Here is a 14,789-nt window from a genome sequence, read left to right as displayed (position 1 = left end):
GTCCACGGTAGCGGGTCGCCCACGGCGGCCGGGCCGACTGTGAGCGGCCTCGCCCCCGAACGCGGGACGGGCTTTTGGCCGCCCCGCCGGTCCTCGCGGTACCGTCGTCCGACGGCGTCACGCAACGCACCCGCCCCGGAGGGGACTTCGTGGGGATTGAGAGCGACCAGGTCGTTTACGAGTATCTGAGCCGCGTCGGCGACGTGGCCCAGCAGCGGCAGTTGTCGTCGGCCACCCGTATGCGACTGGTCGCGGACCTGCGCAACGAGATCGACAAACGCCGTGCGAAGGCCACCGTCGACTCGCCCGCCGCCGTCCGCCGCATCCTGTCCCGGCTGGGCAGCCCCGACGACATCGTGACCGCCGCGGCGGGCGGCACGGGCGGTGCGCCGCACAGCGCCGCTCCCGCCTCCGTCCCCGTGCAGCGCGAGGCCGAACCGCAGGAGCGGGCGAAGGGCGTCATGCGGCGCGTCGTACCGCGTCCCCGCCCGGGGCGGTCCGCCGAGGAGTCGCAGCCCGCGCCCTCCGTCGGTCCGGCCCCGCCGCATCTGGCCGCCGGGCACGAGCTGGGCGACAGCGCGGTCCAGCCGGACTGGTGGCGGGTGGACAGCAGCCCCTTCGGCGTGGGCGACGAGGTGCCGGGCTTCGTGGGCGGCGTGGAGCTGCCGGAACTGCTGAGGCCGCCGGCGCCGCGGAAGGCGGAGAAGGAGCAGCCGGACGCCGAGGAGACGGAGCCGGTCGTCGAGGCGGCGGCGGTGGCCGAGAAGGGGGGCCGCGGCCGTCTCCCGCGCCTTCCCGCCGGGAACTGGAGCAACCCGCTCCTCCTGGTCGCCGCGGGCCTGCTCGTCGCCGGTGCCGTACTCGGCAACTGGTTCGTCCTCCTGCTCGGCTGGCTCATCGCCTACGCGTCCCGGCGCCTGACCCAGGCCGAGACGAAGTGGGCGGTCGTGATCCTGCCGGGCCTCTCCGTGGCCGGGGGCCTGGTCTGGCTGTGGGGCCGGATGAACGGCCGCTGGGGCGACCCGATCGCCGAGGGGCACATGAACGCAGCGGTGGCGGAGACCTGGCCGTGGGTGGTCAGGGGCGCGGCGGTGGCGTCGGCCCTGTTCCTGGTGTGGCGTTCACAGCGCTCGCGCTAGCCCGCCACGGGCGAGCGCTCGCGCTAGCCCGCCACGGGCGGACGTCTGGCGTTCACACCGCCTGGGCACAATGGCCGATATGGCCTTCATGACCCCGCCCGCACTCACCGTCGGCTTCGACCTCGACATGACCCTCATCGACTCCCGTCCCGGCATCCGCGCCTGCTACCAGGCGCTGTCCGAGCGGACGGGGACGTACATCGACGCCGACCTGGCGGTCACGCGGCTCGGGCCGCCGCTGGCCGAGGAGCTGATCAACTGGTTCCCGGCCGGGGAGGTCGCGGCCATGGCGGACCTGTACCGGTCGATGTACCCGGCCATCGCCATCGCCGCGACCCCGGCGATGACCGGCGCCCGGGAGGCCATCGCGGCCGTGCGGGAGGCAGGCGGACGCGCGATAGTCGTCACCGCCAAGTACGAGCCCAACGCCAAACTGCACCTCGCCCACCTGCGCATCGAGCCCGACGCCGTCATCGGCGACCTGTGGGCCGAGCAGAAGGCGGAGGCGCTGCGCGAGCACGAGGCGGGCGTCTACGTCGGCGATCACGTCGGGGACGTGCGCGGCGCCCGCACCGCCGGGGCGCTCGCGGTCGCGGTGGCCACCGGCCCCTGCCCGGAGGAGGAACTGCGGGCGGCGGGCGCGGACGTCGTCCTCACCGACCTGACGGAATTCCCGCGGTGGCTTTCGGACTACCGTCCCGCGCGCGCCTGACGGCGCCCCGCCGCCACGGAACGCAGCACTCCCGCGCCGGCCATCAGGAATCCGACCGCCATGAGCATGCTCAATCCGAACATGTACGTCGGAAAGGGCGACGTCCCGAGGAACAACGGGGCGACCGTGACCAGTGTGGCCAGGGCGCCGATGAAGAAGACGACGGCTCCGGCACGGACCAGGCGGTCACCGGGAGCGGCGGAATTCGTTTGGGTTTTGTCACGCACCCGACCAGGGTAGTTCCCAGCGCGAAGGAACAACCGGGTGACGTCTTGTCACCGGCTGCAAGAGCATTAGCCTGGGTACCGGCGGGTCCGTACGACCCGCCCGAGTGCTATCAAGAGCCGTTTCCAGAAGCAGTTTTCCGACGAGTACGAGGACGAGGACAGACGTGCCTACCGGCAAGGTCAAGTGGTTCAACAGCGAGAAGGGCTTCGGCTTTCTCTCCCGCGACGACGGCGGTGACGTCTTCGTCCATTCCTCCGTCCTCCCCGCCGGAGTCGACACCCTCAAGCCGGGTCAGCGCGTGGAGTTCGGCGTCGTCGCCGGACAGCGCGGCGACCAGGCACTGTCCCTGGCGATCCTGGACCCGACCCCGTCCGTCGCCGCCGCGACCCGCAAGAAGCCCGACGAGCTGGCCTCGATCGTCCAGGACCTGACGACGCTCCTGGAGAACATCACGCCGATGCTGGAGCGGGGCCGCTACCCCGAGAAGACCGCCGGCAAGAAGATCGCCGGCCTGCTGCGCGCGGTCGCCGACCAGCTGGACGTCTGAGGCCCGGGGAAGAGGACTCAGGGAAAACGCAGCGCGTCCGGGCCGAGGGGCGGTACGAGCCCTTCGGCCGCCGCGCGGGTGAGCAGCCCGCGCACGGCCGCGTAGCCGTCCTCGCCGAGTTCCGCGGTGAACTCGTTGACGTACAGCCCGATGTGCTGGTCGGCGACGGCCGGGTCCATCTCCTGGGCGTGCTCCATGACGTACGGCCGGGACACCTCGGGGTCGTCCCAGGCGGCGCGCACGGACGTGCGGATGGAGTCGGCGAGCAGCCGCAGCTTCTGCTCGCCCAGCGACCGCTTGGCGATGATCGCGCCCAGCGGGATCGGCAGCCCGGTCGTGTTCTCCCAGTGCTCGCCCATGTCGGCGAGCTTGTGCAGCCCGTAGTTCCGGTACGTGAAGCGCGCCTCGTGGATGACGAGGCCCGCGTCGACCTTGCCGTCCCGCACGGCCGGCATGATCTCGTGGAACGGCATGACGACGATCTCGCCCACCCCGTCGGCCACGGTGTCCGCGGCCCACAGCCGGAACAGCAGATACGCGGTCGACTTCTCGCTCGGCACGGCGACGGTCCGGCCCTTGAGGTCGGTGCCCGCCTCCCGGGTCAGCACCAGCGGCCCGCAGCCCCGCCCCAGCGCGCCCCCGCAGGGCAGCAGGGCGTAGTCGTCGAGCACGTAGGGCAGCACCGCGTACGACACCTTCAGCACGTCGAACTCGCCGCGCTCGGCCATGCCGTTGGTGACGTCGATGTCGGCGAAGGTCACGTCGAGGGCGGGCGCACCCGGCACGCGGTCATGGGCCAGGGCGTCGAAGACGAACGTGTCGTTCGGGCAGGGCGAGTACGCGATCTGCAGCTGCTCAACTGTCATGCCGGTTCCAACCCTCCAGTACGGGCGTGAGCTTCCCGAACCCCTCGGTCAAGGCTGCCAGAGCCTCCGGGATGCGCCAGGCGGCGCGGTCCCTGGGCCCGACGGGATTGGAGATCGCCCGGATCTCCAGCACGGGCACCCCCTGCGCGGCGGCGGCCTCGGCGACACCGAAGCCCTCCATGGCCTCGGCGAGGGCGGTGGGGTGCCGCTCCCGCAGCGCGGCGGCCCGGGCGGCCGTACCCGTGACGGTCGACACCGTGAGCACGGCACCGGTCCGGGCCCCGGCGGCGTCGGCGACCCGCCGTACGAGCTCAGCGGGCGGCTGATGCCCGACGGTGCCGAAACCGAGCTCGGTGACCGGCACGAACCCGTTCTCGGTCTCCGCCCCCAGATCGGCCGCGACGATTGCGTCGGCGACGACGAGCGACCCCAGCGGCGCCTCGGGCTGGAACCCGCCCCCGATCCCGGCGGACACGACGAGACCGTAGGGCTCGCCCCGAAGGGCGGCGGCGGTGAGCGCGGAGGCGGTACAGGCAGCCGCGAGAGCGGGCCCGACACCGACGGCGATCACCTCGATGCCCGTGCCACCGGGGCAAGCCCTGGCCACCGCGTCCCGCTCCACGGGAACGGCGGTGGCGACCAGCACCCGGTCAGGCCCAGCGGCAGCGATCAGGCGTCCTTCTTGAGCTTGAAGTTCCAGAGGCCCGACGCGTCCTTCTCGCCCTCCTTGATGGAGACCAGCGTCGAGTTGCCCTGCGCGCCGTACTGGGCGTTGAAGAACACGCTGCCCGGGATCGTGCGGTAGGTCTTCGTGCTGGAGTCGGTCAGCGGCTGACCGTTCATCAGGATCGTCCAGCCCTTGTCGGCGATCTCGGGGTCGACACCGAAGCGCACGGTCTCGTCGGGGTCGACGGAGATGCTCTTGATGCCCTTGTCCTTCAGGCACCCGGCGAGATCGGACTGCTTCAGGGTGTCGCCCTCGCCACCGCAGGTGGCCTCGGAGTTCACCGAGTCGCTGCCCACGGTGACCGTGGCCATGGGCGTCGGCTTGTCACAGGCCGACAGGACGAGCAGTCCGGCGGATACGACGCCGGCGACGGCGACGGCGCGGCGGCGTCGCACAACGGATTGCAGCGTGTTCATGGGCGAAGGCTATCGGGCCCGCCGGTCGCGCCGCCCACGCGGGGTACGGCTCCCTCACAGTTCCATCAGAAGGGCCCTACGTCACGCGCGCCCGCCCCGTGGTCCCGCGCCGGGCCGAGCCGAGCAGCCCCCGTACGGTCGTCAGCCACCCGGTGCCGACGATCGCGGCGCCCACCGCCAGCCCGGCCGTGCCGTTGAGCGGCACCACGATGCCGACCGCCCCGCCCAGCACCCACGACATCTGCAGCAGGGTCTCGGAGCGCGCGAAGGCCGACGTCCGGACCAGTTCGGGCACGTCCCGCTGGATCAGCGCGTCCAGGGAGAGCTTGGCCAGGGCCTGGGCGAACCCGGCGATCGCGGCCAGGCCGGCCACCAGGATCGCGCCGAAGAACACCGCGGCCGTGATCGCGGCGCCCGCCACGCACGCCACCACCGTCACGATGATGATCTCCGGCGCCCGGGAGCGCAGCCACGCCCCGACGGCCGTGCCGAGCGCGTTGCCCACGCCCGCCGAGACGCCCACTATCGCCAGCGACACCGCGGCGCTCTGGCCGGAGATCGGGTGCTCGCGCAGCAGGAACGCCAGGAAGAAGATCAGGAAGCCCGTCAGGCAGCGGATGGCGGCGTTGGCGGCCAGGGCGTGGGTGACGGCCGGGCCGACCGTGCGCAGCCCGGGGCGCTTGACCGGCTTCTTGTGCGGCCCGTGCAGGTGCTGCTCGTCCGCCGCCAGCAGGGCGCGGTCCTCGCCCTTGGCGGAGTCGACCTTCGGCGGCAGCGTGAACGACAGGATCGTCCCCGCCACGAACAGCACGAAGGCGCCGTACAGGGGGTAGCGCGGCCCGATCTGCTGGAGTCCGGCGCCGATGGGCGCGGCGACGCCGGTGGCGAGGAGGCCCCCGAGGGTGACGCGCGAGTTGGCCTTCACCAGGGAGAAGCCCGGTGGCAGCAGCCGGGGCACGACGGCGCTTCTGACCACGCCGTACGCCTTCGACGAGACGAGGACACCGAGGGCGGCCGGGTACAGCTCCAGGCCGCCGCTGACGACCGCGCCGGACAGGACGATCGCGAGCAGCGCCCGCGCCAGCATCGCGCCGGCCATCGCGGCGCGGCGGCCGTGCGGGACACGGTCGAGGAGGGGGCCGATCACGGGCGCGAGGAGGGTGAAGGGCGCCATGGTGATGGCGAGGTACAGGGCGACGCGGCCGCGGGCCTCGTCGGTGGGCACGGAGAAGAAGACGGTGGAGGCGAGGGCGACGGTGATCATGACGTCGCCGGCACCGTTCACGCCGTGCAGTTCGATCAGCTTGCCGAGGCCGGACTCGCCGGCGCCGTGCGCGTGGGTGGCCTTGCGGATGCCGCGGGCGGTGCCGGTCACGGGGAAGTGCAGGGCACGGCCGACCGCACGGAGGGAGCCGCCCAGACGGCCCGGTCCGTTCAGTCGGCTGCTTCCCTTGACCCCTTTCGACCCACCGGTCCCGGTGGCGCCCGGGGGTGTCTTCGCGGCTGCCACGTCGTCATAGTGCCCCGATAAGGCTGTGGGTAGTGCCATTACCGCTTGTATAGGGCCTGTGGGGTGACTGTCCGGGGCGGCGGCTCGTGGTCCGGTGGACGGCGCAACAGGACCGTCGGTGTACGCGACGTGGGGCGGAAGGGTAGCGTGCGTATCTCAGCCATCCCGCAAAATGGATGAAGGATGTCGACGCGGTCCTCCGGTCCGCTCCGTCCGCCCCCGCGCTGGGAGTGGCGCACTCGTGAGACGGCGTATGGAGAGAAGCGATACCTGTGAGCGCAGCGACAACGCGAAGCCGCACCCCTGACCGCCTGTGCGCCGAGGCCGTCGACCTCGCACGCGCCGCAGCCGAGGAGGCCGCCGCGCCGGGGATCGTCGGGGAGCACGTGGGCCTGGTCTCCGAGGGGGACCGCGTGGTCACCCACTTCTTCCAGTGCCTGGAGCTCGGCTACCGGGGCTGGCGCTGGGCCGTGACGGTGGCCAGGGCGTCCCGCGCGAAGATCGTCACGGTGGACGAGGCGGCCCTGCTGCCCGGCCCGGACGCGGTGCTGGCCCCCGAGTGGGTGCCGTGGAGCGAGCGGCTGCGTCCCGGCGACATGGGCCCGGGCGATCTGCTGCCCACCGACGCCGAGGATCTGCGGCTGGAGCCGGGTTACACGGGCGAGGACGAACCGGCACCCAAGTCCCCCGTCTCGCACGAGATGGCCGACCTGGTCGAGGCGGAGGACGCGGACCTCACCGCAAGCCCCCCGTCCGGCTTCACCGTCGCCCCCTCCCGCGGCTCGATCCCGGCGATCGCCGAGGAACTGGGCATGCGCCGGGCCCGCGTCCTGTCCCGCTACGGCCTGCACACCGCGGCCGACCGCTGGGAGGAGGCGTTCGGCCCCAAGACGCCCATGGCCCAGTCGGCCCCCGCGGCCTGCGTCAGCTGCGGCTTCCTCGTCCCGATCGGCGGCTCCCTCGGCCAGGCCTTCGGCGCCTGCGCCAACGAGTTCTCCCCGGCCGACGGCCGCCTGGTCTCCCTCGCCTACGGCTGCGGCGGCCACTCCGAGGCCGCCGTCATGCCCCGGCCGCCCCAGCCTGCCGCCCCGGTCATCGACGAGACCCGGGTCGACCCGTTCCCCCTGCGCCCGTCCCCGGACTCGGGCTCGGTGACACCGACCGCGGACCAGGACACGGAGGAACTGGGCCACTCGTAGCCCCAAGCGACGACCGGCCCGGCAGGGGGTTTCCCACGCTGCCGGGCCCTTGGCGGCCCGCCGGGCTTCCGGGGGCCCGCATGCTGCCGGGCCTTGCGGTCTACCGGGCTCCGGGGGCCGCGCGCTGCCGGGCTCTTGGGGGCCCGCCGGGCTTCGGGGGTGCGCTCGGGGGGGGCGTCCCGTGCGTTGCCGGGCCCTTGGGGGCCCGCCCGGCTTCGGGGGCAGCGGCCGGCCGTGTCGTCGGGGGTTGGTCGGCATGGGGCCCGCACGCCGCTGCCCTTCGGCGGTTCGCTCGGCTTCGGGTCCGCAACCGGCCGAGTCGTCGGGGTGCGCTCGGGTGGAGGGCCGTGTGCTGCTGAGTCGTCGGGGGTGTGCTCGGGGGGCGTCCTGTGCGTTGCCGGGCCCTTGGGGGCCCGCCCGGCTTCCGGGGGCCCGCATGCTGCCGGGCCTTGCGGTCCACCGGGCTCCGGGGGCCGCGCGCTGCCGGGCTCTTGGGGGCCCGCCCTGCTTCGGGGCCAGCGGTCGGTCGCGTCGTCGGGGTTGGTCGGCATGGGGCCCCGCACGCCGTCGAGTCGCCTGCGGTCCGGCCGGGCGGGGCCCGGCCGCCCCGGGCGTCCGCGTCGGGGAGGTGCATGGGGGGTGCTTCCCAGGCGGTACCTTCATCCTCACGTCCACGAGGAGAAGGAACGGAACGTGAGCAGCAAGTTCGTGCGGCCCGCCGCCGAGGGGGCCGATCCGTTCGGTACCGCCCGTCTGCGGCGCGGTGTCCTCGACGCCTGGGCCACCAGCCCCGCCCGGTTCCGTGAGGACGCCAACGCCGAGGAGGACCTCGTCCTCGGCGGCTACCGGGACCGGCTCGTCGTGGAACTCGCCCAGAACGCCGCCGACGCCGCGGCCCGGGCCGGGGTGCCGGGGCGGCTGCGGCTCACCCTTCGCGACGGGGTGCTCGTCGCCGCCAACACCGGCGCCCCCCTGGACGCGGCCGGGGTCGAGTCGCTGTCCACGCTGCGGGCGTCCGCCAAGCGGGACACGCGGGACACGTCCTCCGTGGGGCGGTTCGGTGTCGGCTTCGCCGCCGTGCTCTCCGTCACCGACGAGCCCGCCGTCGTCGGCCGGCACGGCGGTGTGCGGTGGTCGCTCGCCGAGGCCAGGGCACTGGCCGCCGAGACCGCCCGGCACAGCCCCGGCCTCGGGGACGAGGTCCGGCGGCGCGACGGCCACGTACCCCTGCTGCGGCTGCCGTACGCCGCCGAGGGAACCGCCCCCGACCCGTACGACACCGCCGTCATCCTGCCGCTGCGGGACGCGGCCGCCGCCGATCTCGCCGAGCGGCTCCTGCGGGCCGTCGACGACGCCCTGCTGCTCACCCTCCCCGGACTCCAAGAGCTCGTCGTCGAGATCAACGGGGAGAGCCCGCGGACCCTCACCCGCCGCAGCGACGGTGCCTTCACCGTCGTCGACGACTCCGCCCACGGCGTCACCCACTGGCGCACCGCCGCCGCCCACGGCCCCCTCACGCCCGACCTCCTCGCCGACCGGCCCGTCGAGGAGCGGCTGCGGCCCCACTGGTCCGTCACCTGGGCCGTGCCGGTGGACAGCGACGGCAGCCCGGCCGGGCCCCGCACCAGCGCGGTCGTGCACGCCCCCACCCCGAGCGACGAACCGCTCGGCGTCCCGGCCCTGCTCATCGCCTCGTTCCCGCTGGACTCCACCCGCCGGCACGCCGCCCCCGGCCCGCTGACCGACTTCCTCGTCCAGCGCGCGGCCGACTCCTACGCCGAGCTCCTCGGCGCCTGGCGGCCGGTGACCACCGGGATCATCGACCTCGTGCCCGGCCCGCTCGGCCGGGGCGAGCTGGACGGCGCCCTGCGCCAGGCGATCCTGGAGCGCCTGCCGCGCACGTCTTTCCTGCCGCCCGCCGTCGAGCCCCCGGAGGACGGCGAGGAGGTGCCCGAGTCGCTGCGGCCGCGGGACGCCGAGGTCGTCGAGGGCGCGGGAGCGGACACCGTGCGGGTGCTCGCCGAGGTGCTGCCCACCCTCCTGCCCGCCGGGCTGGAACGACGTGCCGAGCTGCGGACCCTGGGCGTCGCCCGCGTCCCGCTGACCGACGCCGTCGACCGGCTGGCCGGTCTGGAGAAGGAACCCGGCTGGTGGCGGCGGCTCTACGACAGCCTGGCCGGGATCGACCCGGACCGCCTGTCGGGGCTCCCGGTCCCGCTCGCCGACGGCCGTACGACCATCGGGCCCCGGCAGGTCCTGCTGCCCGGGGCGGAGGCCGGGAGGATCGACCCCGAGGTGCTGGCCCGGCTCGGCCTGAAGGTCGCCCACCCGGACGCCGCCCACCCCCTCCTGGAGAAGCTCGGCGCCCTGCCCGCGACCCCGCGGGCCGTCCTCACCACCCCGCAGGTCCGGGCCGCCGTCGCCGCGTCCCTGGACGACGACGGCGGGGTGAACTGGGAGGAGGACTCCCTCGACGCCGACGAACTGGCCGACACCGTGCTCGCCCTGGTGCGGGACGCCGCTCTGGAGCCCGGTGACGAGCCCTGGCTCGGTGCGCTCGCCCTGCCCGACGAGGACGGCGAACCGGCCCCGGCCTGCGAACTCGTCTTCCCCGGCGGTCCGTTCGCCCAGGTCATGCGCGAGGGTGAACTCGCCTCCGTGGACGCCGAGCTGGCCGGGAAGTGGGGCGAACAGCCGCTCGCCGCCTGTGGTGTCCTGGTGAACTTCGCGGTCGTCCGCGCCACCGACGTCGTCCTCGACCCGGACGAACTGGAGCCCCGCGAGGGCGACTTCGCCGAGCCGGACGACGCGGGACTGCTGGACGCCGTCGACGTGTGGTGCGAGGACATCCTCGACCGCTTCCCGGACAGCCCGGTCCCGCCGGTCGCCACCGAGATCATCGCCGTCCGGGACCTCGACCTCGTGGACGAGGACAAGTGGGCACAGGCGCTCGCGCTGCTGTCCCAGCCACCCCTGCGGGACGCCATCGTGGAGCCCGTACGGATCCTGTTGCCGGACGGGACGCACGAGGTCGTCCGGCCGTACACCGCCTGGTGGCTGCGCGGGAACCCCGTCCTCGACGGCCGCCGCCCGGCCGGTCTGCGGGCCTCCGGCGGCGACCCGCTGCTCCGCGGGCTCTATGACGAGGCCGACGCGACCGGGTTCGAGGACGAACAGGTGCTGCGGGCGCTGGGGGTGCGCACCTCCGTCGCCTCGCTGCTGGACGAGCCCGGCGGTGCCGCCGAACTGCTCGACCGGCTCGCCGACCCCGAGCGGGAGGTGACGGGTGCTCAGCTGCACGCTCTGTACGGGTCGTTGGCCGAGCTGGACCCGGAGCAGGTGACCCTGCCGGACGACCTGCGGGCCGTCACCGACGGCCGGGTGGAGGTCGTCGACGCGGCCGGCGCCGTGGTGTGCGACTCGCCCGACCTGCTGCCGTTCACCGAGGGCGTCCCGCTGCTTCCCGTCCCGCCGTCCCGCGCCGCCGAACTGGCCGAACTCTTCCAGGTGCGGCGGCTCAGCGAGTCCGTCACCGGGGAGGTCACCTCCGAGGGCACCGAGCACGACGTCCCGGAGCCGGTGCGGGTGCTGCTCGGCCGGCGGACCCCGTCCTTCTACGTGGAGCACGAGGAACTCGTCGTCGACGGCGTGGAGATCGACTGGCGCCTCACCGGCGACGGCGTCCTGCACGCGGCCACCCTGGAGGGCGTCGCCGCGGGACTCGCCTGGGCGGCGGGGCAGTGGCCGCGGCGGTTCGAGGTGGCGGCACTGCTGGAGGACCCGTCGCGGACGGAGGAGTTGGCGCGGGACCGGTGGTTCGACTGACCGGTGCGGCCGATTCGCCGCCCGCGTACGGCCGTTGGTGAAAATCCCCGCACAAATTTTTCACCTGTCGTACAACCATGCGCACCACTGGGCTATCTGATCACGTGAGTCAACAGACTCCACGATCACTTGGGCCCCGAGAGCCGACGACGAGCGCCGGGGCCCCTCTCCACCTGGAGAACGCATGCGTATCCGAGCCACTGTGGCCGCCGTCACCGGCGCCCTGGCCCTTTCCGCCCTCGCCGTGCCCGCCGCACAGGCCGACAACCAGGTACCGGACCTGGCGTCGCTGGTGCCGTCCACCTCGAAGGCCACGCCGTTCGCCGCCGTCGCTCCGGCGGACGAGTCCCTGGGCGACACCAAGATCACGGGTGTGACCGTCAACGGCGGCAAGAACATCGTGGTCGGCACGACCGTCAAGAAGTCCTTCACCGTCTCCGTGACGGCCACCGACCCGGAAGGCGTCCAGGACGCCTTCGCGATGCTGTGGCACGGCCCGGACACCGAGAGCGCCGACGGCGCGATCGTGCCGGAGACCCTGGACAACGAGCAGGTCGGCAACTGCACCAACTCCAGCGCGACCACTGCCACGTGCAAGGTCACGCTGATCGCCGACCCGAAGGACAACCTCTACAAGAACCTTTTGGCCGGTACCTGGAAGGTGTGGGCCGCCGCTGCCGGTAACGACGGCGACTACGTGATCCGCGAGGCCTACAAGACGGCCAAGGTCCAGCGGGCCTCCAAGCTGACGGTCAACGCCTCGCCGGAGCCGGTGAAGAAGGGCAAGACCATCACGGTCACGGGCAAGCTGTCCCGTGCCAACTGGGAGACGTACAAGTACGCGGGCTACACCGGCCAGCCCGTCAAGCTGCAGTTCCGCAAGAAGAGCAGCAACACCTACACCACGGTCAAGACCATCAAGACCAACTCCACGGGCGAGCTGAAGACCACCGTCAAGGCCTCGGCGGACGGCTACTTCCGCTACTCCTTCGCGGGCACCACGACCACCCCGGCGGTCAACGCGACGGGTGACTTCGTCGACGTGCGATAACACCGCACGCAGCGACCGTCCACGCCACGACACCGCCGGTCCCGGAGCCGTCCCGGGGCCGGCGGCGCCATTTCCGGTGCGGGGCGGTCAACGCCACGGGCGACTACGTCGACGTGAAGTGGCTCCGGCTAGGCGGGAAAGCGGCGGTCCACCCACCTCCACAGGAGTTCCAGGGCGGCCGCCGCCACCGCCGCGATGCCGACGGCGGTCCACGGCATCGTCATCCCCACCAGCTTCAGCGCGAAGAAGTGCTGCAACCACGGCACGACAAGCACCAGCAGGAACGCCCCGGCCATGGACGTGACGAGGGCGACACGCCACCAGGTGTAGGGCCGGGCGATGATCGCCAGCACCCACATCGAGACGAGGAACAGCGTGAGCGTCGCCGCACTGGTCTCCGCGTCCAGCGCCCCCGCACCCGTGTAGTGCCCCCGGGCGATCAGATACGTCGCGAAGGTCGCCGCCGCGGCCACGACCCCGCCCGGGATCGCGTACCGCATGACCCGCCGTACGAAGTTCGGCCTCGCGCGCTCCTTGTTGGGCGCGAGCGCGAGGAAGAAGGCCGGGATACCGATGGTCAGCGTCGACAGCAGGGTCAGATGGCGCGGCAGGAACGGGTACTCCACCTGTGAGCAGACCACCAGGACGGCCAGCAGCACCGAGTAGACCGTCTTGACGAGGAACAGGGTCGCCACCCGCGTGATGTTGCCGATGACCCGGCGTCCCTCGGCGACCACCGAGGGCAGCGTCGCGAAGCTGTTGTTCAGCAGCACGATCTGCGCGACCGCCCGGGTCGCCTCCGAGCCGGAGCCCATCGCGACACCGATGTCGGCGTCCTTCAGGGCCAGGACGTCGTTCACCCCGTCGCCGGTCATCGCGACCGTGTGCCCCCGGGACTGGAGCGCCCCCACCATGTTCCGCTTCTGCTGCGGGGTGACCCGGCCGAACACCGTGCCGTCGTCGAGGGCGTCGGCCATCCCCTCCTGCTCGGCGGGCAGCCGGCGCGCGTCCACGGTGGTGCCGGACAGCCCGAGCTTGGCGGCGACCGCGCCGACCGACACCGCGTTGTCACCGGAGATGACCTTGGCCCGGACGTTCTGGTCGGCGAAGTAGCGCAGGGTGTCGGCGGCGTCCGGCCGCAGCCGCTGCTCCAGCACGACCAGGGCGACGGGCTTCGCCCCCTTCGTCACCTCGGGATCGTCCAGGTCCCGCGCGACCCGGGCGAGCAGCAGCACCCTCAGGCCCTGCTCGTTCAGCCGCCCGGTGTCGGCCAGGGCCGGATCGTCCTCGGCCAGCAGCACGTCGGGCGCGCCCAGCAGCCACCGGCCGGCCTGCCCGTCGCCCTCGCTGAACGCGGCGCCGCTGTACTTGCGGGCCGAGGAGAACGGCAGCGCCTCGGTGCAGCGCCAGTCCTCGACGGCCGGGTAGGTGTCGATGATCGCCTTCAGGGAGGCGTTCGGCCGCGGGTCCGACGCGCCCAGCGCCCCGAGCACCTTGCGTACGTACGTCTCGTCCGCGCCCTGGAGCGGCCGCAGCTCGGTGACGTCCATGCCGCCCTCGGTGAGGGTGCCGGTCTTGTCGAGGCAGACGGTGTCGACCCGGGCCAGTCCCTCGATCGCGGGCAGCTCCTGCACCAGGCATTGCTTGCGGCCGAGGCGGATCACGCCGATGGCGAAGGCGACCGAGGTGAGCAGGACCAGCCCCTCGGGGACCATCGGGACGATGCCTCCGACCGTGCGGGCGACGGAGTCGTCGAAGGCGTTCTCCTTCACGAACAGCTGGCTGATGATCAGGCCGATCGCGGTCGGGACCATCATCCACGTGACGTACTTGAGGATCGTGGAGATGCCCGACCGCAGCTCGGACTGGACGAGGGTGAAGCGTGAGGCCTCCTCGGCGAGCTGGGCGGCGTAGGCCTCACGGCCGACCTTCGTCGCCTGGAAGGCCCCGCCGCCCGCGACCACGAAGCTGCCCGACATGACCTGGTCGCCCGGCTGCTTGACGACCGGGTCGGCCTCGCCGGTGAGCAGCGACTCGTCGATCTCAAGACCGTCGGCCTCGACGCAGACGCCGTCGACGACGACCTTGTCCCCGGGCCCGATCTCGATCAGGTCGTCCAGCACGATCTCGGACGTGCTGACCTGCGCGGCGGCCCCGTCCCGGCGTACGGTCGGCCTGACCTCGCCGATCAGCGCGAGCGAGTCCAGCGTCTTCTTCGCACGCCACTCCTGGACGATCCCGATGCCCGTGTTCGCGAGGATCACGAACCCGAACAGGCTGTCCTGGATCGGCGCGACCACCAGCATGATCAGCCACAGCACGCCGATGATCGCGTTGAAGCGGGTGAAGACGTTCGCACGGACGATGTCGACGGTGGACCGGCTGCTGCGCACCGGCACGTCGTTGACCTGCCCGCGCTCCACCCGTTCGGCGACCTGAGCACCGGTCAGGCCGGTCTCGCGGGAGGTGACCGTCGCCGGCCGTGCGGAGTCGGGCCGGGCACCCGCGTCGAGATGCGTCATGCATTCGACGGTACGTGCGGATTTGCCGCTTCACCCGCTGAATGTGG

General features: G+C 72.9%; 12 protein-coding genes. 6 read left to right on the top strand and 6 right to left on the bottom strand.

The annotated features are described in order from the left end of the window. Positions 1-149: 149 nt before the first annotated feature. Positions 150-1,139 carry a hypothetical protein gene (locus tag A4E84_RS17920; protein WP_062931502.1) on the top strand — a complete coding sequence of 330 codons (990 nt, stop codon included), beginning with the start codon at positions 150-152 and terminating at the stop codon, positions 1,137-1,139. Between the two features lie 79 nt (positions 1,140-1,218). Then, positions 1,219-1,851, top strand: coding sequence for an HAD family hydrolase (locus tag A4E84_RS17915; protein WP_062931501.1), 633 nt, complete (start codon positions 1,219-1,221; stop codon positions 1,849-1,851). On the opposite strand, the gene A4E84_RS17910 is transcribed toward A4E84_RS17915, so the two are convergent. After that, entirely contained in the window at positions 1,830-2,078 is a 249-nt protein-coding gene (locus A4E84_RS17910) for a hypothetical protein (protein WP_033312232.1), read from the bottom strand. The two genes, A4E84_RS17915 and A4E84_RS17910, sit on opposite strands and share 22 nt — an antisense overlap. 164 nt (positions 2,079-2,242) lie before the next feature. On the opposite strand from A4E84_RS17910, the gene A4E84_RS45365 reads away from it, so the two are divergent. After that, positions 2,243-2,626 (top strand): cold-shock protein, encoded by a 384-nt coding sequence (locus tag A4E84_RS45365; protein ID WP_033312231.1) that lies wholly within the window; start codon positions 2,243-2,245, stop codon positions 2,624-2,626. 17 nt (positions 2,627-2,643) lie between these two features. Here the strand turns inward: A4E84_RS45365 and A4E84_RS17900 are convergent, their stop codons facing one another. The 4 genes from A4E84_RS17900 to A4E84_RS17885 all read right to left on the bottom strand — a co-directional run bounded on the left by A4E84_RS17900 (position 2,644) and on the right by A4E84_RS17885 (position 6,145). Beyond that, complete coding sequence (locus tag A4E84_RS17900) at positions 2,644-3,492, bottom strand: 1,4-dihydroxy-6-naphthoate synthase (protein WP_062927553.1); 849 nt, start codon at positions 3,490-3,492, stop codon at positions 2,644-2,646. Beyond that, entirely contained in the window at positions 3,482-4,192 is a 711-nt protein-coding gene (locus tag A4E84_RS17895; RefSeq protein ID WP_079129376.1) for a futalosine hydrolase, read from the bottom strand. Before A4E84_RS17895 ends, A4E84_RS17900 begins: the two co-directional genes overlap by 11 nt. Next, positions 4,162-4,635, bottom strand: coding sequence for a DUF2771 domain-containing protein (locus tag A4E84_RS17890; protein ID WP_174569436.1), 474 nt, complete (start codon positions 4,633-4,635; stop codon positions 4,162-4,164). The genes A4E84_RS17895 and A4E84_RS17890 overlap by 31 nt, the downstream gene beginning before the upstream one ends. A 76-nt stretch (positions 4,636-4,711) precedes the next feature. After that, positions 4,712-6,145 carry an MFS transporter gene (locus A4E84_RS17885; protein WP_062927551.1) on the bottom strand — a complete coding sequence of 478 codons (1,434 nt, stop codon included), beginning with the start codon at positions 6,143-6,145 and terminating at the stop codon, positions 4,712-4,714. Positions 6,146-6,417: 272 nt separating this feature from the next. Between A4E84_RS17885 and A4E84_RS17880 the strand changes: the two genes are divergently transcribed. The 3 genes from A4E84_RS17880 (at position 6,418) to A4E84_RS17870 (ending at position 12,220) form a co-directional block, all read left to right on the top strand. Next, the gene (locus A4E84_RS17880) at positions 6,418-7,344 is read left to right on the top strand and encodes a DUF3027 domain-containing protein (protein ID WP_062927550.1); all 927 of its coding nucleotides are present in this window, start codon (positions 6,418-6,420) and stop codon (positions 7,342-7,344) included. Between the two features lie 693 nt (positions 7,345-8,037). Beyond that, the gene (locus A4E84_RS17875; RefSeq protein ID WP_062927549.1) at positions 8,038-11,169 is read left to right on the top strand and encodes a sacsin N-terminal ATP-binding-like domain-containing protein; all 3,132 of its coding nucleotides are present in this window, start codon (positions 8,038-8,040) and stop codon (positions 11,167-11,169) included. A 184-nt stretch (positions 11,170-11,353) separates the two neighbouring features. After that, positions 11,354-12,220, top strand: a complete 867-nt coding sequence (locus tag A4E84_RS17870) for a DUF5707 domain-containing protein (RefSeq protein ID WP_062927548.1) — start codon at positions 11,354-11,356, stop codon at positions 12,218-12,220. A 128-nt stretch (positions 12,221-12,348) separates the two neighbouring features. On the opposite strand, the gene A4E84_RS17865 is transcribed toward A4E84_RS17870, so the two are convergent. Continuing rightward, on the bottom strand, positions 12,349-14,742 hold the full coding sequence (locus tag A4E84_RS17865) for an HAD-IC family P-type ATPase (protein ID WP_062927547.1): 2,394 nt from the start codon (positions 14,740-14,742) through the stop codon (positions 12,349-12,351). Positions 14,743-14,789 lie beyond the last annotated feature (47 nt).

This window comes from Streptomyces qaidamensis (assembly GCF_001611795.1).
Classification (GTDB): domain Bacteria; phylum Actinomycetota; class Actinomycetes; order Streptomycetales; family Streptomycetaceae; genus Streptomyces; species Streptomyces qaidamensis.
The sequence above is the reverse complement of the archived record's forward strand: the minus strand, read 5'-3'. Positions and strand labels throughout refer to the sequence as shown.